This is a genomic window from Pseudomonas sp. NPDC089395 (assembly GCF_044749525.1).
Classification (GTDB): domain Bacteria; phylum Pseudomonadota; class Gammaproteobacteria; order Pseudomonadales; family Pseudomonadaceae; genus Aquipseudomonas.
Map to the genome: position 1 here is coordinate 25,196 of NZ_JBIVID010000009.1, position 17,346 is coordinate 42,541.

The window sequence follows — 17,346 nt, forward strand, 5'->3', positions numbered from 1 at the left end:
ATGCGTGTTTGGGGCTTGCCCCACGACCAGGCAGAGAACAACAAAAACTGCACTAAAAAGCAGCGCCTGAACTGGTTGGATCGAAAGGTCAACGTGACATCAGCGGCCAAAGCAATCCGTTTGCTCTTTACCCCCGTATTGGGGGTCGTCCACAAGCTTTGCGTTTTGTGGACAGGGCACTCAACAAAAACAAGAAGCCCAGTAAAAAAACAATAAGAGCACGCAACGACTTCTTGGGGAGCTTAGGCTCCCCTTGTCGTTTCTCCCTTCCGGCAGGCCAACCTGCGACCGCCTACACCATTCCCCGAGTAAATGCTAGAATCCCCGCCCATCATGCGGCCATTCTCCTATTCTTGGCCGAACATTCCTTCACACAGTGCATCCCATGCTGAAGAAGCTGTTCCAGTCTTTCCGCCCTCCCGTACCGGGCCAGCACCACAAGCGCACCACGCCTGAGGTGATCAACAAGAGCCAACATTCGCTGCAGCGCCACCAGTTCAGCCGCCACGCGGTGAACATCGTCGAGCGCCTGCAGAGTGCGGGCTACCAGGCTTACCTGGTCGGTGGCTGTGTCCGCGACCTGATGCTGGGCATCACGCCCAAGGACTTCGACGTCGCCACCAGCGCCACCCCCGAACAGGTTCGCGCCGAATTCCGTAATGCGCGCATCATTGGCCGGCGTTTCAAGTTGGTCCACGTGCATTTCGGCCGTGAGATCATCGAAGTCGCCACCTTCCGCGCCCATCACTCGGAAGACGACCAGGGCGACAGCCACCGTTCGTCGCACAATGCCAGCGGCCGCATCCTGCGGGACAACGTCTACGGCAGCCTGGAAGAAGACGCGCAGCGCCGCGACTTCACCATCAACGCCCTGTACTACGACCCGGTCAGCGAGCGCGTGCTCGATTACGCCAACGGCGTACACGATATCCGCAACCGTTTGTTGCGCCTGATCGGCGACCCGACCCACCGTTACCAGGAAGACCCGGTGCGCATGCTGCGCGCGGTGCGTTTCGCGGCCAAGCTCGACTTCGGTATCGAGAAGCACACCTTCAAGCCGATCCGCGAACTGGCCCCGATGCTGCGCGAGATCCCGCCTGCGCGGTTGTTCGAGGAATGCCTCAAGCTGTTCCTCTCCGGCCAAGGCGCGATCGCCTTCGAAATGCTGGTCGACCTGGAGTTGTTCGAGCCGTTGTTCCCGGCCAGTGCCCATGCCCTGGAAGAACGCCCGACCTACACCCACACCCTGATCAGCCAGGCGCTGAACAACACCGACCTGCGCGTCAAGCAAGGCAAGCCGGTAACACCGGCCTTCCTCTTCGCCGCCTTGCTCTGGCCAGCCCTGCCAAGCCGCGTGCTGCACCTGCAGAACCAAGGCGTGCCTCCGATTCCGGCCATGAACGGTGCTGCCCACGACCTGATCGCCGAACAGTGCGCGCGCATCGCCATTCCCAAGCGTTTCACGTTGCCGATTCGCGAAATCTGGGACATGCAGGAGCGCCTTCCACGCCGCAGCGGCAAGCGTGCCGACGCGCTGCTGGACAACCCACGTTTCCGCGCCGGTTATGACTTCCTGCTGCTGCGTGAAAGCGCTGGCGAGGAAACCGATGAGCTCGGCCAGTGGTGGACCGACTACCAGGACGCCAACGACAGCCAGCGCCGCGACATGATCCGCGAGCTGGGCAGCCGTGATGAAGGCTCCGCAGCCGGCCCGCGCAAACGCAAGCGCAGCGGTAGCAAGCGCAAACGCGGCGGTGACGAGGCGTTCGAGTGAACACGCGGGCCTATGTCGGCTTGGGCAGTAACCTGGATGCCCCGGCCGAACAACTGCGCAATGCCCTGCAGGCGCTGGACCAGCTGGACGACACCCGCCTGGCGGCGGCTTCGGCCTTGTACACCAGCGAATCGCTACTGCCCGGCCAGCCGCGCTATACCAACGCTGTCGCCGCGCTGGATACTTCGCTCGATCCGCTGGCCCTGCTCGACGCCCTGCAGGCCATCGAGCATGGCCAGGGCCGCGTGCGCAAAGAGCGCTGGGGACCGCGCACACTGGACCTGGATATCCTGCTGTACGGCGACCAGGTCATCGACGTGCCGCGCCTGCAAGTGCCGCACTACCACATGCACGCCCGCCCCTTCGTGCTGTACCCGCTGGCCGAACTGGTACCGGAAGACTTCCAGCTGGCCGATGGCCGCGCCCTCGCCCAATTGCTCTCAGCCTGCCCGTACGTCGGCCTGGAGCGCCTGTAATACGGGCGCTTGGGCTTGAAGTAACGCCAGTAACACCCTGATAGTAACAATGCGGTAACAGGGTCATTGACTTCCCCCACCTCGCTCACGACTATAGGCGTCCCGTGTGACGCCAAAGTGCCGCACACCCGTATTTAGGCCCGGACGGACCTGTACCCGAACATCACGCGCGATGATGTGCCGCTCCGGAAGATGACTACACGCGTTGTTTGCAGTCGTTATTCACAGCGCCTGAACGAGGATTTTCCTACATGCCTGAAGTAACCCTGACCACCCTGCACGGCCTCAAGGCCAAGGGTGAAAAGATCACCATGCTGACCTGCTACGACGCGACCTTCGCCAAGGCCGCCAGCCAGGCTGGCGTCGAAGTGTTGCTGGTGGGCGACTCCCTGGGAATGGTCCTGCAAGGCCATGACAGCACACTGCCCGTCACCACCGCCGAGATGGCCTACCACACTGCCTGCGTGAAACGTGGCAACGACGGTGCGCTGATCCTCGCCGACCTGCCCTTCATGGCCCATGCCACGCCTGAGCAGGCCTTCGCCAATTGCGCCACCTTGATGCAGGCCGGCGCCCACATGATCAAGCTCGAAGGCGCCGCCTGGCTGGCCGAAACCATTCGCCTGCTGGCCGAACGCGGTGTGCCGGTGTGCGCGCACATGGGCCTGACCCCACAGACGGTCAACGTCCTTGGCGGCTACAAGGTGCAGGGACGCCATGAAGCGCAAGCGCGGCAGATGCGTGCCGATGCCATCGCCCTGGAGCAGGCGGGCGCGGCCATGCTGCTGCTCGAATGCGTGCCCAGCGAACTGGCCGCGGAAATCACCCAGGCGGTGAGCATCCCGGTCATCGGCATCGGCGCCGGCAGCGCCACCGATGGCCAGGTGCTGGTCCTGCACGACATGCTCGGTTTGTCGCTAAGCGGACGGGTGCCGAAATTCGTCAAGAACTTCATGGTCGGCCAGCCCGATATCCAGAGCGCCCTCACCGCCTACGTCACGGCGGTAAAAGAGGTCAGCTTCCCAGGCAGTGAACACGGGTTCAGCGCATGAATACAGTCAAGACCGTCCGCGAACTGCGCGCCGCCGTCGCCCGCGCCCGCGGCGAAGGCAAGCGGATCGGCTTCGTGCCGACGATGGGTAACCTGCACAGCGGTCATGCCGCCCTGGTGACCAAGGCCGCCCAGCGTGCCGACTTCGTCGTGGCGAGCATCTTCGTCAACCCGCTGCAATTTGGCGCCAACGAAGACCTGGACAAGTACCCACGCACGCTCGCCGCGGACCAGCAGCGCCTGCTCGATGCCGGCTGCCACTTGCTGTTCGCACCCACTGTCGAGGAGATGTATCCCGATGGCATGAGCGTGCAGACGCGTGTCAGCGTGCCGAACCTGTCCGAAGGCCTGTGTGGCGCCAGCCGCCCAGGGCATTTCGAGGGTGTGGCCACGGTGGTCAGCAAGCTGTTCAACATGGTGCAGCCCGACCTAGCCGTGTTCGGCGAGAAAGATTTCCAGCAGCTGGCCGTGATCCGCGCCATGGTGCGTGACCTGAACATGCCCATCCAGATCATCGGCGAGCCCACCGTGCGCGCCGAGGACGGTTTGGCACTGTCGTCGCGCAATGGTTACCTCACGCCTGAGCAGCGGGCCACGGCCCCGGTGGTGTACCGCACCTTGAAACAGCTCGGCGAGGCCATCGCCCGTGGCCAGGTCGATTTCCCGGCGCTGGTCGAGGAGAGCAAGGCACAGCTGATCGCTGCAGGCCTGCGTCCGGATTATCTGGAAGTACGCCATGCCGTGACCTTGCGCCCGGCCACGTTTGGCGACCGCGACCTGGTGATCCTGGCCGCTGCCTACCTGGGTAACACTCGGTTGATCGACAACCTGTACCTGCATCTGGAAGAGAAGACCGCTTAACGGCTTGGGGCTGCTTTGCAGCCCAATCGCCGGCAAGCCGGCTCCCACACAGGTTTGCGCCGTTCTCGAGAACAGTGGTGTACCTGTGGGAGCCGGCTTGCCGGCGATGGGGGCGCCGTGGCGCCCCCCCTCTCAAATCCCCCGCGCCCCCATTCCCTGTGCGTGACCTTTGCCTATAATGATGGCCAGCCTGAACCCGGCATCGACTGCCCTGTCCAAGCCCCACCACGCATCAAGGAATTCTGCTCAATGGCGTATTACCGTACACCCCACGATGTTACGGCCCTGCCTGCCTGGCAGGCACTCCAGCAACACCGCGACGCCATGCAAGACTTCAGCATGCGTGAAGCGTTCGCCGCCGACGAAAAACGCTTCGAACAGTTCTCCCTGAGCTGTTGCGGCCTGTTCCTCGACTATTCAAAAAACCTGATCACCGATGAAAGCCGTGAGCTGCTGGTCAAGCTGGCCGAACAAGTCGGCCTGCAGGATGCGATCAAGTCGATGTTCAGCGGCGAGATCATCAACGCCTCAGAAGGCCGCCCGGTCCTGCACACGGCCCTGCGCCGCCCGGTGGGCGACAAGCTCAGTGTCAACGGCGTGAACGTGATGCCGGACGTGCACAAGGTGCTCAACCAGATCACCGAGCTAGTGGGTCGTATTCATGACGGCCTGTGGCGCGGCTACAGCGAAAAGCCGATCACCGACGTGGTCAACATCGGCATCGGCGGCTCGTTCCTCGGCCCCGAGCTGGTTTCCGAAGCCCTGCTGCCCTATGCCCAGCGTGGCGTACGCTGCCATTACCTGGCGAACATCGACGGCAGCGAATTCCATGAGCTGTCGGCCAACCTGCGCGCCGAAACCACCCTGTTCATCGTCTCGTCGAAATCATTCAACACCCTCGAGACCCTGAAGAACGCCATGGCCGCACGCCACTGGTACCTGGCCCAGGGCGGCTCGGAAGCCGAGCTGTATCGCCACTTCATCGCGGTATCGAGCAACAAGGCCGCCGCTATGGCCTTCGGCATCCGCGAAGAAAACATCTTCCCGATGTGGGACTGGGTGGGTGGGCGCTACTCGCTGTGGTCGGCGATCGGCCTGCCGATCGCACTGGCCATCGGCACCGCCAACTTCAAGGAACTGCTGTCGGGTGCCTACACCATGGACCAGCACTTCCAGACCGCGCCATTCGACAAGAACATGCCGGTGCTGCTGGCCCTGCTGGGCGTCTGGTACGGCAACTTCTGGGGCGCCCGGAGCCACGCGATCCTGCCCTACGACCATTACCTGCGCAACATTACCAAGCACTTGCAACAGCTGGACATGGAGTCCAACGGCAAGAGCGTGCTGCAGGATGGCTCACCCGTGAAGACCGACACCGGCCCTGTGATCTGGGGTGGCGTCGGCTGCAACGGCCAACATGCCTACCACCAGTTGCTGCACCAAGGCACCCAACTGATTCCGGCGGACTTCATCGTTCCGGTGGTCAGCTTCAACCCGGTCTCCGACCACCATCAGTGGCTGTACGCCAACTGCCTGTCGCAAAGCCAGGCGCTGATGCTCGGCAAGACCCGCGAGGAAGCTGAGACCGAGCTGCGCCAGAAGGGCCTGAACGAAGCCGATATCGAAAAGCTTGCGCCGCACAAGGTGATTCCGGGTAACCGCCCGAGCAACACCCTGGTGGTCGAACGCATCAGTCCGCGGCGTCTGGGCGCACTGGTGGCGATGTATGAGCACAAGGTGTTCGTGCAGAGCGTGATCTGGGGTATCAACGCCTTCGACCAGTGGGGCGTGGAGCTGGGCAAGGAGCTGGGCAAGGGTGTCTACCAACGCTTGGTGGGTAGCCTTGAAGACAGCGCCGAAGATGGCTCGACCCAAGGCCTGATCAACTACTTCCGCGGCCGTCACCGCGGTTGACCGGTTCCGGCCTCATCGCGGCTAAAGCCGCTCCTACAGGGTTTCGCTGAACCTGTAGGAGCGGCTTTAGCCGCGATGAGGCCGGCACTGGCTTGCACACATCCTCGGAACACCCCCAAGCGCTACACTGTCCAATCGAATAGCCGTTGCAGTCCATCGCCCCCGACAAGCGCAAGGACCACCCGCCATGTTCGATATCCGCAACTACCCCGAGGCCCTGGCCGTCAGCCAGTCCTCCACCCTCTCCTCCGACGATTACCGCCGCCTCTACCGCGAGTCGATCGAAGATCCCGACAAATTCTGGGCCGCGCAAGCCAAGCGCCTGGACTGGATCAAGCCCTGGTCCCGCGTGCAGCAATGCGACCTGAAGACCGGCAAAGCCCGCTGGTTCGACGGCGGCCAACTGAATGTCAGCTATAACTGCATCGACCGCCACCTGGCCCAGCGCAGCGAACAGACCGCCCTGCTGTGGGAAGGCGACGACCCCAAGGACGCCAAGGCCATCACCTACCGCGAACTGCACCGCCAGGTGTGCCGCCTGGCCAATGCCCTCAAGGCACGCGGGGTAAAAAAAGGTGACCGGGTGTGCATCTACATGCCGATGGTCCCCGAGGCCGCCTATGCCATGCTCGCCTGCACACGCATCGGCGCGATCCACTCGGTGGTGTTCGGCGGTTTCTCCCCGGACGCCCTGCGCGACCGCATTCTCGATGCCGACTGCCGCACCGTGATCACCGCCGATGAGGGCGTGCGTGGCGGCAAGCGCATCCCGCTCAAGCAGAACGTCGACAAGGCCCTGGCCAATTGCCCTGCGGTCAGCAGCGTGCTGGTGGTGCGCCGTACCGGTGGCGAGGTCGCCTGGCGCGAGGGCCGCGACCTCTGGTATCACCTGGCTACCGAGAACGCCGGTGACGAGTGCCCAGTGGAACCGATGGACGCCGAAGACCCGCTGTTCATCCTCTATACCTCTGGCAGCACCGGCAAGCCCAAGGGCGTACTGCACACCACCGGTGGCTACCTGCTGCAAGCGACGATGACCTTCAAGGTGGTATTCGACTACCGCGACGGCGAGGTGTTCTGGTGCACCGCCGACGTCGGCTGGGTCACGGGCCACAGCTACATCGTCTACGGCCCGCTGGCCAACGGTGCGATCTCGCTGATGTTCGAAGGCGTGCCCAACTACCCCGACACGTCGCGCTTCTGGCAGGTGGTGGACAAGCACCAGGTGAACATCTTCTACACCGCGCCCACCGCCCTGCGCGCGTTGATGCGCGAAGGCTCCAAGCCGCTGCAGAGCACCTCGCGCAAGAGCCTGCGCCTGCTCGGCAGCGTCGGCGAACCGATCAACCCTGAGGCCTGGGAGTGGTACTTCGAAGAGGTCGGGCAAAAACGCTGCCCCATCGTCGACACCTGGTGGCAGACCGAGACCGGCGGCATCATGCTCACGCCACTGCCCGGCACACAGAACCTCAAGCCCGGCTGTGCCACCCAGCCCATGTTCGGCGTGCAACCGGTGCTGCTGGACGACCAAGGCAAGTTGATCGAAGGCCCAGGGGTCGGCCTGCTCGCGATCAAGGCCAGCTGGCCAGGGCAGATCCGCAGTGTCTATGGTGACCACCAGCGCATGGTCGACACCTATTTCAAACCTCTGCCCGGCTACTACTTCACCGGCGACGGCGCCCGCCGCGACGCCGATGGCGACTACTGGATAACCGGCCGTATCGATGACGTGATCAATGTCTCCGGCCACCGCATCGGCACCGCCGAAGTGGAAAGCGCACTGGTGCTGCATGACAGTGTCGCCGAGGCGGCCGTGGTCGGTTATCCCCATGATCTCAAAGGCCAGGGCGTGTATGCCTTCGTTACCCCGATGAACGGTGTTACCCCGGACGATGCGCTCAAGGCCGAGCTGCTGGCACTGGTCAGCAAGGAAATCGGCAGCTTCGCCAAGCCTGAGCTGATCCAGTGGGCCCCGGCCTTGCCCAAGACACGCTCGGGCAAGATCATGCGGCGTATACTGCGCAAAATCGCCTGCAACGAACTGGACAACCTGGGCGATACCTCGACCCTGGCCGATCCGAGCGTGGTCCAGGGGTTGATCGACACACGCCTCAATCAATAGCTGGCGGCCACCGTCCATGGCCGCCCTGAACCACAGGTCGCCATGGAAGCCTTACGTCGCCGCATCGAAACCCAGGTCATGAGCCTTACCGGGCTGGCCCTCGGCCAGCTCGACCTGGAGTCGCCCAAAGGCGATCCGGGCCTGTTCGGCCCGCACAGCCTCAGCTGGCGAGTGCATGGCGATTTTCCGAGCATGCTGGTCGGGGGCATCAGCGCTTTGCTGCTGCAGTTGCTGCACCCACTCGCCCTGGCCGGTGTATGGGACCACTCCAATTTCCGCGAAGACTTGTTGGGCCGCCTGCGCCGCACCAGCCAGTTCATCTCCGGCACCACCTTCGGCTCGACCCGCGATGCCAACTGGCTGATCGACAAGGTGCGCACCATTCACCTGCAGGTCACCGGTACCGCGCCCGATGGGCGGCCCTATGCCGCCAGCGACCCGGACTTGCTGACCTGGGTGCATGTGGCCGAAGTCAGCAGCTTCCTCGCCGCCCACGTGCGTTATCGCGACCCTCTGCTGTCACGCGCCGATCAGGACGCTTACTACGCTGAGATCGCGCTGATCGCCGAGCGCCTTGGCGCGCGTGACGTACCGCGCTCATGCCAGCAGGTCGATGACTACCTGCGACACATGCGTGCACACCTGCACTGCGATCACCGGAGCCTGGAAGTGCTCGACATCCTGCTCCAGGCCCCGGCCCCTAGCCGCCTCGCCCAACCTGTGGGCAAGCTCATGCTGCACGCCGGCATCGATCTGTTGCCGGATTGGGCCCAAGCCATGCTCGGCCTGCAGCACGGGCCGTTGCAGCGGCGCATGATTCGCCTGGGCTTGAAGCGCACGGCGCCCGTGCTGCGCTGGGCGATGCGCGATGGCTCGGCGCATCGGGCCAGGCGGCGCATGGGCATCGAGTGAGGGAATTGGTCGCATCAGCGGAACCGATTTAACGTGCCATACTCCAAGCATTCCTGCTTTGACAGACGATGCACACATGTACAAAGGATTGACTCGCGCCCTCGGCGCCGTGCTGGCTCTCGTGGCCCTCTACAGCTTGCTTGGTTTCCTGATTCTCCCCGGTGTCGGCCTGCGCATCGCCAACGAGCAGTTGGCGCAATATGCCACCGTGCCTTCCAAGCTGGAACGTATCGAATTCAACCCGTTCAGCCTTGAGCTGACCGTGTGGGGCCTGCAGATCGGCGAGCCCGGCAAGGAGCAGGTCGGCTTCGAACGGCTGTATGCCAACCTTGCGCTCGACAGCCTGTGGAAAGGCGCCCTGCACCTGCAGGCCGTGGAGCTCGACAAGCCGCGCAATGAGGTGCTGTTCGCCAAGGACGGCACGCTCAACCTGACCCAGTTGTTCAAGCTGCCGGCCAGCGAACCGCAAGCCGAGCAGCCACCCAGTGATCCGTTCCCGCTGCGTATCGGCAGCATCAAGCTGAGCGGCGGCTACCTGCACTTCGCCGACCAGCGCCCGAGCGAGCCAATCGAGTTCGTCTACGACGACATGAACCTGGAGCTGAAGAACCTCAGCACCCTGCCCGACGACAACGCCGACATGACCCTGGTGGCGCGCGGGCCGAACGGCGGGCGCGTGGACTGGAGCGGCACCTTGAGCCTGGCGCCGATCGCCTCGGAAGGCACCCTGAAGGTCACCGATGGCAAGATGAAACTGTTCTGGCCCTATGTGCGCGACGCCGTGCCGCTGGTGCTGGAAGACGGTGTGTTCAACCTCGACACGCATTACAAGCTCAATCTGTCCAAGACCACCGAGCTGCTGCTCGACAAGACCTCGATGCGAATCGCACCCTTCTCCATCAAGGCACCGGATGGCCGCCCACTGGCGCGCCTGGCCAGTCTGGAGGTGAGCGAAACCTCCATCGACCTGGCCAAGCAGTTGGTCACCGTGGGCAAGGTCCGCAGCGAAAAACTTGAAACCTGGGCTGCCCTGGAGCAGGACGGTCAGCTCGACTGGCAGAAGCTGTTCGCCAGCCAGCCAGCCAAGGCCACAGCAAAGGAAAAGACCGAACCGGCCGCCGCCGAGCCTGCCCCTGAAGAGCAGGCCGCCAAGGAACCGAGCAAACCGTGGCAGGTGCTGCTGCAGGATGTGCAGTTGCGCAATTATCAGGTGCACCTGGCCGACCGCAGCCAGAAGGAGCCCGTAGCGCTGGACGTCGGGCCGTTGAACGTCGACCTGCAGGGCTTCGACAGCCTCAACCAGTCGCCTTTCACCCTCAAGCTCGACACCGGTATTGGCAAGCAGGGCAAACTGCAAGCCGCAGGCCAGGTGAACCTGGCACCGGTGACGGCCAAGCTCGATGTCAGCACCCGCGATATCGACTTGCGCATCGCCCAGGCTTACCTCAGCCCGTTCATTCGCCTGGAGCTGCGCAGCGGCATGCTCGCCAGTGATCTCAAGGTCGACCTCAAGAGCACCGAACCCCTGGCCTTCACGGTGACCGGCAAGGCACAGGTCAACCAATTGCACACCCTGGACACCATCAAGGACCGCGACTTCGTCAAATGGCAGCAGCTGAATGTGGACGGCCTGTCCTACGTGCACGGCGATGCCGTTTCGATCGACAAGGTGACCCTGCTACAGCCTTATGCCCGCTTCATCATCAACGAAGACCGCACCACCAATGTCGATGACTTGCTGATTCCGCAGCCCGCCGGCGCTACCTCCGGCCAGGCCAAAGCCACCAGCGCGCCGGCGAGCAAGCCGTTGGGCGTGCGTATTGGCCAGATCAACATCAACGATGGCTCTGCCAATTTTGCCGACCTCACCCTGACGCCCAACTTCGCCACCGCCGTCCAGCAGCTCAATGGCCAGATCGGCACCATCGACAACCGCAAGCCGGCGCCGGCCAAGGTGGACGTCAAGGGCAAGGTCGACCGTTACGCACCGGTCACCATCAAGGGCGCTTTGAACCCGTTCAACCCGCTGGCCAGCCTGGACATCGCCACCAGCTTCAAGCGCGTCGAACTGACCACGTTGACGCCCTACTCCGGCAAGTTCGCGGGCTTCCGTATCCGCAAGGGCCGTCTGAACCTCGATCTCCACTACAAGATCACCAACGGCCAGCTCCAGGCCGAGAACAAGGTGGTGGTGGAGCAATTGCAGCTGGGCGAGAAGGTCGACAGCCCGGATGCAGTGGACCTGCCCATCCGCCTGGCAGTCGCCCTGCTCAAGGACACCGAAGGCAAGATCTCGATCGAGCTGCCGGTATCCGGTGACCTCAACAACCCGCAGTTCAGCGTCATGCCGATTGTCTGGCAGACCCTGCGCAACCTGGTGCTTCGCGCGGCCCAGGCGCCGTTCAAGTTCATCGGTGGGCTGATTGCCGGCGGCGGTTCGCAAGACCTTGGCAATGTCTCCTTCGCGCCGGGTTCCAGTGAACTCAGCGGCGATGCACAGTCGGCCCTGGACAAGCTGGCCTCGGCCCTCAAGGAACGCCCTGAACTGCGCCTGGAGATCGAAGGCACCAGCGCCCAGAGCAGCGATGGCCCGCTGATCGCGCAGCAGCGCCTGGAGCGCGAGTACCAGGCGACCTGGTACAAGATCCTGCAACGCCGTGGCGACAAAGTGCCAGCCAACGCCTCGATGCTGGTGGTCGACGACAGTGACAAGCCGGCGATGCTCGAAGGTATCTATCGTAATCGCCTGAAGCAGCAGCCGCCTGCTGAATGGCAACAGCTCAGCCGTGACGAGCGCACCACCAAGCTGCGCGAGGCGGTGATCAAGTCATGGGCGGAAAGTGCGGCCCTGCTGCGTACCTTGGGTCAGGAGCGGGCCAGCAGCATCAAGGATTACCTGGTCGACAAGGGCAAGCTGGAGGATGACCGGGTGTACTTCATTGACACCAGCCTGGGGCAGGCTGAAACGGATGGTCGGGTGATTACCCCGATGCATCTGGATGCCGAGTGAATCATTACCGGCCCCTTCGCGGGACAAGCCCGCGAAGAGGCCGGCACAGGCAATACACCGCGTTAGTCAGACCAAGCGCTGCCCCGACACCGCCGGATGATACAAGGGCTGTACCTTGTTCCCCGCAGGGTCCAGCAAGTGGAAGCTGCGCGCCCCATCACCATGGTTGAAGGGCCGATCGAGCAGCGTCACCCCATGCGCCTTGAAGTACTGATACCAAGCCTCCAGCTCCTCGACGCTGTCGACGATGAACCCATAGTGGTCGAGGGTCTGCAGCCCATTGGCCGCCCCTGCACCCCGCCCCAGCGACAGGTTGTCGTTGCCGCAGGTCAGGTACACCAGATCCTCGTTGGCCCGGTTCAGCACCTCCATGCCCAGCACATCGACATAGAAGCGCTCGCACTCCTCCAGGTTGGGCACCAGCAAGGCGATATGACGCAGGCCGTTAAGGCGACCCGGGCGTGCAGGTAATTCAGACATTGGCGCGGCTCCATTTTTGTATACAATTCAAAACTGAATTTAAAACAAAAGGAGCCTCTTGTGTACAGCCTGTTCATCAAGACTCGCGTGAAACCCGGCTGCGCCGAAGCCTTTCTTGCTGCAATCAACATCAATGCCGCAGCCTCGGTGGCCACCGAGCCGGGTTGCCTGGTGTTCGATGTTTGCCAGGACCGGGTCGACCCCGATGTGATCTACCTGTATGAGATCTACCGGGACGATGAGGCCTATGAAGCGCATACCCGCACCGCGCACTTTCGCGACAGCCGCCCGCTGGTCGAACCCCTGGTGCTCGAGCAGGAATGCTTTGAAAGCGATGTGATCGCACGCAATCCGGTGAACTGAGCAGCAATGAAAAGCCCCGGCCGAGACCGGGGCTTTTTGCAGAGATGGCCAAATCCTTTTAGCCGACGGGACATTCCTTATTCGGCCTTCAGGCCGTCAGCCGACACAGCCTTAACACCTTTGATGTTCTTGGTGATCGTTACTGCTCTCTCTTTCTGAGACTCGGTAACGGCAGTGTCCGAAGAGAGCGAAACCACACCTTTGTTGGTCTCGACCTTGATGTCAGTACCTGGAATACCCTTTTCAGTCATCAGGTCCGATTTCACTTTGGTGGTGATCCAGGTGTCGGAGGTCGCTTCCTGGGCTTTGTCCATCTCACCAGCCGCCAGCGTCATCGGGGCCTGGGTCGACTGCTGGGCAAAAGCCGCGTTAGCCATGGTCAGGGTCAGAGCGGTAGCAGTAGCGGCAGCAATGGCGAACTTCTTCATGTGGGTCACTCCTGTTATTCGAAAGGTCTGCGCCGTGTCTCGTGGCGGCAGGTAAGAGTGTAGTTGCACGCCGTGTGCCAGCTTTGCCGCTTCGCTTGTTTCTTTATAAATCAATAACTTAGGCCATTCAGCCAAAGTGCTTGGTCGTGCATTTTGCAATCCGCGTGGTAAACCTGCATGCAAGATGCAAGTGCGCAAAAGGTTCCGCAGGGCCAATAAAAAAGGGCCCCGGAGGGCCCTTTTTTCACTGCGTGTCAGTCGCTTAGACGCCCGAAGCCTTGGCCGCGGCAACGTCCTTGATCGACAGCTTGATACGGCCGCGGTTGTCCACGTCCAGTACCAGTACTTCGACTTCCTGACCTTCTTTCAGCACGTCGGTGACTTTCTCTACGCGAGCGTCGCTCAGCATCGAGATGTGCACCAGGCCGTCCTTGCCAGGCAGGATGTTGACGAAGGCGCCGAAGTCGACGATACGCTCGACCTTGCCCACGTAGATCTTGCCGATTTCGGCCTCGGCGGTGATGCCCAGGACGCGCTGGCGAGCCGCCTCGGCCGCTTCCTTGGTTTCGCCGAAGATCTTGATCGAGCCATCGTCTTCGATGTCGATCGAGGCCTTGGTTTCTTCGCAGATGCCGCGGATGGTGGCGCCGCCTTTACCGATGACGTCACGGATCTTGTCGGTGTCGATCTTCATCGCGATCATGGTCGGGGCGTTGGCCGACAGCTCGGTACGCGACTGACCAATGATCTGGTTCATCTGGCCGAGGATGTTCAGGCGCGCTTCCAGGGCCTGGCCCAGGGCGATTTCCATGATCTCTTCGGTAATGCCGTTGATCTTGATGTCCATCTGCAGCGCGGTGACGCCCTTGGCGGTACCGGCTACCTTGAAGTCCATGTCGCCCAGGTGGTCTTCGTCACCCAGGATGTCGGTCAGGACTGCGAACTTCTCGCCTTCCTTGACCAGACCCATGGCGATACCGGCAACCGGTGCCTTCATCGGTACACCGGCGTCCATCAGGGCCAGGGATGCACCGCAAACCGAAGCCATGGAGCTGGAACCGTTGGACTCGGTGATTTCCGACACTACACGGATGGTGTACGGGAACACGTCGGCAGCCGGCAGCATGGCCTGAACCGAACGGCGGGCCAGACGGCCGTGACCGATTTCACGACGGCCAGCACCGCCCATGCGACCACACTCGCCTACCGAGAACGGCGGGAAGTTGTAGTGCAGCATGAAGGGGTCTTTCTTCTCGCCTTCGAGGGTGTCCAGCAGTTGGGCGTCACGTGCAGTACCCAGGGTCGCGACGACCAGGGCCTGGGTTTCGCCACGGGTGAACAGTGCCGAACCGTGAGTCTTCGGCAGAACACCAACTTCGATGTTCAGCGGACGAACGGTCTTGGTGTCACGACCATCGATACGCGGCTTGCCGTTGACGATGTTTTCGCGAACGGTGCGGTATTCGATTTCGCCGAAGATTTCTTTGACTTCGGCAGCCGAAGGCTGACCTTCTTCACCGGAGAACTTGGCGATCGCCTGATCGCGCAGTTCGCCCAGGCGCGCGTAGCGGTCGGCCTTGACGGTGATGGTGTAGCCCTGGGAAACGCCCTCGCCGAATTCGGCGCGGATGGCGTTGAACAGTTCGGTGTTGGCAACGGCCGGTTTCCAGTCCCAGGTCGGCTTGCCCGCTTCGGCAGCCAGCTCTTTGACAGCCTGGATGACCGACTGGAATTCGTCGTGGGCGAACAGTACGGCGCCCAGCATCTGGTCTTCGGTCAGCTCTTGGGCTTCCGATTCAACCATCAGTACAGCGGATTCGGTACCGGCTACGACCATGTCCAGGCTCGAAGCCTGCAGCTGCTCGTAAGTCGGGTTCAGCAGGTAGCCGGTGCTTTCGTGGAAAGCAACACGGGCAGCGCCGATCGGGCCTTCGAACGGAATGCCGGAAATAGCCAGGGCAGCCGAGGTACCGATCATCGCAGCGATGTCAGGATCGGTCTTCTTGCTGGTGGAAACCACGGTGCAGACGACCTGGACTTCATTCATGAAGCCTTCAGGGAACAGCGGGCGGATCGGACGGTCGATCAGGCGCGAGGTCAGGGTCTCTTTCTCGGAAGGACGGCCTTCACGCTTGAAGAAGCCACCAGGGATCTTGCCAGCGGCGTAGGTCTTTTCCTGGTAGTGGACCGACAGCGGGAAGAAGCCCTTGCCCGGGTCTGCCTGCTTGGCGCCGACCACGGTCACCAGCACGGTGACGTCGTTGTCGACGGTCACCAGCACGGCGCCGGTCGCCTGACGGGCGATGCGGCCCGTTTCGAGAGTAACGGTCGATTGACCGAACTGGAATTTCTTGATTACCGGGTTCACGGTTTCCTACCTTTTTCAGTGGCTCTGGGGGAACTGGTTTCTTGCGAATTCTTGGGCAGAACGGGGAATCGGCCCCATTGACCGTCCAGATACAACACGAGGCTGGGAGCCTGGCGCCGAGCGGAAAATCCGCTCAGCACTGCCAGGCTGCCAACCTCGGAGATACGCGTGACGTGTCCAACGAAAACCCTGCCAGGCAGCATTCCCGAAGCATGCGACACGCCATGCACACCACTGACCAGGCCGCTATTAGCGACGCAGGCCCAGGCGACCGATCAGGGCGCTGTAACGAGTGGTGTCTTTGCCCTTCAGGTAGTCCAGCAGCTTACGACGCTGGTTAACCATACGGATCAGGCCACGACGGGAGTGGTGGTCTTTGCCGTTGGCCTTGAAGTGGCCTTGCAGCTTGTTGATGTTCGCGGTCAGCAGAGCAACCTGAACTTCCGGGCTACCAGTGTCGCCAGCAGCTTGCTGGAAGTCGGTAACGATTTGAGCTTTTTCTTCAACGCTGAGGGCCATGAGGCTACTCCTGATTAAACGGATCCCGTTACCGGGGTCCAATAGGCCAGGGACAAAACCCTGTATTAATAAAAAAGGTGTGACCGTGCCTACTGACAGCCACCCTTGTACCCGCCGGTTTCAGCCGAAGCCTCGACCTACGGTTCCGGTCATTCCGACCGAATCAGTCGACGCGGCGCAATACGCCCGTCTTCGCTCACTTCACCGATACCGATGAAGCGACCATTGTGATCCTGTACCCGGACCATACCGAATTGCGGCGCGTCCGGTGCACGTACCGCCTGGCCATGCAGCCAATAGAACGAACTGTGCTCGGACAGGCAGACCAGCGGCCAGTCCAGCAACCCACTGTCGGACGGCATCAGGAAGCGATCGAGCGCTTCGTTGCCGCCTTCGGCGTGGGCCTGCTCGAGTTCCTCGAGGGTGACCGTCTGTGCCAGCACGAAGGGCCCAGCCTGGGTCCTGCGCAGCTCGGCGACATAGGCGCCACAGCCCAAGGCTTCACCGATATCCTCCACCAGGGTGCGGATATAGGTGCCTTTGCTGCAACCGACCGACAGTCGAGCACGGGTGCCTTCGCACTCGAGCAACTCCAAGCGACCAATAGTAACAGAACGCGCCTCGCGCTCCACTACCTCTCCTGCACGCGCCAGTTTGTACAGCGGCTGACCATCGCGCTTGAGCGCCGAGTACATCGGCGGTACTTGAAGGATTTCACCCCGAAAACGCGGGATAACCGCTTCCAGGTCGGCGCGACCAACGGTCACTTCGCGGGTCTGCAGGACTTCGCCTTCAGCGTCCGCGGTGCTGGTAGTCTGCCCCAGCTGCATGACCGTTTCGTAACCCTTGTCGGAATCGAGCAGGTACTGCGAGAACTTGGTCGCTTCACCGAAGCACAGTGGCAGCACGCCAGTGGCCAGCGGGTCGAGGCTGCCGGTATGCCCGGCTTTCTCGGCATTGAGCAACCAGCGAACTTTCTGCAGCGCAGCGTTGGAGGTGAACCCCAGCGGCTTGTCGAGCAGGATGATGCCGCTGACGTTGCGGCGGATACGTTTGACCTGGGCCACC

14 protein-coding genes are annotated in these 17,346 nt (G+C 62.2%); 9 read left to right on the forward strand and 5 right to left on the reverse strand.

The genetic code is table 11. From position 1 onward, the window contains the following. Nucleotides 1-385 precede the first annotated feature (385 nt). The 8 genes from ACIPZG_RS19215 to ACIPZG_RS19250 all read left to right on the forward strand — a co-directional run bounded on the left by ACIPZG_RS19215 (nucleotide 386) and on the right by ACIPZG_RS19250 (nucleotide 12,120). The gene (locus ACIPZG_RS19215; RefSeq protein ID WP_400716153.1) at nucleotides 386-1,774 is read left to right on the forward strand and encodes a polynucleotide adenylyltransferase PcnB; all 1,389 of its coding nucleotides are present in this window, start codon (nucleotides 386-388) and stop codon (nucleotides 1,772-1,774) included. After that, complete coding sequence (gene folK / locus ACIPZG_RS19220; RefSeq protein WP_008092316.1) at nucleotides 1,771-2,250, forward strand: 2-amino-4-hydroxy-6-hydroxymethyldihydropteridine diphosphokinase; 480 nt, start codon at nucleotides 1,771-1,773, stop codon at nucleotides 2,248-2,250. The genes ACIPZG_RS19215 and folK overlap by 4 nt, the downstream gene beginning before the upstream one ends. A gap of 251 nt (nucleotides 2,251-2,501) precedes the next feature. Continuing rightward, the gene (gene panB, locus ACIPZG_RS19225; RefSeq protein WP_400716155.1) at nucleotides 2,502-3,302 is read left to right on the forward strand and encodes a 3-methyl-2-oxobutanoate hydroxymethyltransferase; all 801 of its coding nucleotides are present in this window, start codon (nucleotides 2,502-2,504) and stop codon (nucleotides 3,300-3,302) included. Further along, nucleotides 3,299-4,162, forward strand: coding sequence for a pantoate--beta-alanine ligase (gene panC, locus ACIPZG_RS19230; protein WP_400716157.1), 864 nt, complete (start codon nucleotides 3,299-3,301; stop codon nucleotides 4,160-4,162). The genes panB and panC overlap by 4 nt, the downstream gene beginning before the upstream one ends. A gap of 249 nt (nucleotides 4,163-4,411) precedes the next feature. Continuing rightward, on the forward strand, nucleotides 4,412-6,076 hold the full coding sequence (pgi, locus tag ACIPZG_RS19235) for a glucose-6-phosphate isomerase (RefSeq protein WP_400716159.1): 1,665 nt from the start codon (nucleotides 4,412-4,414) through the stop codon (nucleotides 6,074-6,076). 187 nt (nucleotides 6,077-6,263) lie between these two features. Then, a complete protein-coding gene (gene acs, locus ACIPZG_RS19240; protein ID WP_400716161.1) occupies nucleotides 6,264-8,198 on the forward strand; it encodes an acetate--CoA ligase in 1,935 nt (644 codons plus the stop codon). Nucleotides 8,199-8,240: 42 nt separating this feature from the next. Next, complete coding sequence (locus ACIPZG_RS19245; protein WP_400716163.1) at nucleotides 8,241-9,110, forward strand: oxygenase MpaB family protein; 870 nt, start codon at nucleotides 8,241-8,243, stop codon at nucleotides 9,108-9,110. Nucleotides 9,111-9,186: 76 nt separating this feature from the next. Beyond that, entirely contained in the window at nucleotides 9,187-12,120 is a 2,934-nt protein-coding gene (locus tag ACIPZG_RS19250) for a DUF748 domain-containing protein (protein WP_400716165.1), read from the forward strand. Between the two features lie 66 nt (nucleotides 12,121-12,186). Here the strand turns inward: ACIPZG_RS19250 and ACIPZG_RS19255 are convergent, their stop codons facing one another. After that, entirely contained in the window at nucleotides 12,187-12,600 is a 414-nt protein-coding gene (locus ACIPZG_RS19255; protein WP_010955354.1) for a VOC family protein, read from the reverse strand. A gap of 60 nt (nucleotides 12,601-12,660) precedes the next feature. On the opposite strand from ACIPZG_RS19255, the gene ACIPZG_RS19260 reads away from it, so the two are divergent. Further along, nucleotides 12,661-12,963 carry a putative quinol monooxygenase gene (locus tag ACIPZG_RS19260; RefSeq protein WP_400716167.1) on the forward strand — a complete coding sequence of 101 codons (303 nt, stop codon included), beginning with the start codon at nucleotides 12,661-12,663 and terminating at the stop codon, nucleotides 12,961-12,963. A gap of 77 nt (nucleotides 12,964-13,040) precedes the next feature. On the opposite strand, the gene ACIPZG_RS19265 is transcribed toward ACIPZG_RS19260, so the two are convergent. The 4 genes from ACIPZG_RS19265 to truB all read right to left on the reverse strand — a co-directional run bounded on the left by ACIPZG_RS19265 (nucleotide 13,041) and on the right by truB (nucleotide 17,345). Further along, on the reverse strand, nucleotides 13,041-13,391 hold the full coding sequence (locus tag ACIPZG_RS19265) for a BON domain-containing protein (protein WP_400716169.1): 351 nt from the start codon (nucleotides 13,389-13,391) through the stop codon (nucleotides 13,041-13,043). A 262-nt stretch (nucleotides 13,392-13,653) separates the two neighbouring features. Beyond that, nucleotides 13,654-15,759, reverse strand: a complete 2,106-nt coding sequence (gene pnp / locus ACIPZG_RS19270; protein WP_400716171.1) for a polyribonucleotide nucleotidyltransferase — start codon at nucleotides 15,757-15,759, stop codon at nucleotides 13,654-13,656. A 249-nt stretch (nucleotides 15,760-16,008) separates the two neighbouring features. Beyond that, nucleotides 16,009-16,278 (reverse strand): 30S ribosomal protein S15, encoded by a 270-nt coding sequence (gene rpsO / locus ACIPZG_RS19275; protein ID WP_012274241.1) that lies wholly within the window; start codon nucleotides 16,276-16,278, stop codon nucleotides 16,009-16,011. A gap of 149 nt (nucleotides 16,279-16,427) precedes the next feature. Beyond that, the gene (gene truB, locus ACIPZG_RS19280) at nucleotides 16,428-17,345 is read right to left on the reverse strand and encodes a tRNA pseudouridine(55) synthase TruB (RefSeq protein ID WP_400642730.1); all 918 of its coding nucleotides are present in this window, start codon (nucleotides 17,343-17,345) and stop codon (nucleotides 16,428-16,430) included. Nucleotide 17,346: the final 1 nt, after the last annotated feature.

Coding starts and splice junctions, on each gene's coding strand:
- ACIPZG_RS19215 (WP_400716153.1), top strand. CDS start 386: ATGCTGAAGAAGCTGTTCCAGTCTTTCCGCCCTCCCGTACCGGGCCAG.
- panB (WP_400716155.1), top strand. CDS start 2,502: ATGCCTGAAGTAACCCTGACCACCCTGCACGGCCTCAAGGCCAAGGGT.
- panC (WP_400716157.1), top strand. CDS start 3,299: ATGAATACAGTCAAGACCGTCCGCGAACTGCGCGCCGCCGTCGCCCGC.
- pgi (WP_400716159.1), top strand. CDS start 4,412: ATGGCGTATTACCGTACACCCCACGATGTTACGGCCCTGCCTGCCTGG.
- acs (WP_400716161.1), top strand. CDS start 6,264: ATGTTCGATATCCGCAACTACCCCGAGGCCCTGGCCGTCAGCCAGTCC.
- ACIPZG_RS19245 (WP_400716163.1), top strand. CDS start 8,241: ATGGAAGCCTTACGTCGCCGCATCGAAACCCAGGTCATGAGCCTTACC.
- ACIPZG_RS19250 (WP_400716165.1), top strand. CDS start 9,187: ATGTACAAAGGATTGACTCGCGCCCTCGGCGCCGTGCTGGCTCTCGTG.
- ACIPZG_RS19255 (WP_010955354.1), bottom strand. CDS start 12,600: ATGTCTGAATTACCTGCACGCCCGGGTCGCCTTAACGGCCTGCGTCAT.
- ACIPZG_RS19265 (WP_400716169.1), bottom strand. CDS start 13,391: ATGAAGAAGTTCGCCATTGCTGCCGCTACTGCTACCGCTCTGACCCTG.
- rpsO (WP_012274241.1), bottom strand. CDS start 16,278: ATGGCCCTCAGCGTTGAAGAAAAAGCTCAAATCGTTACCGACTTCCAG.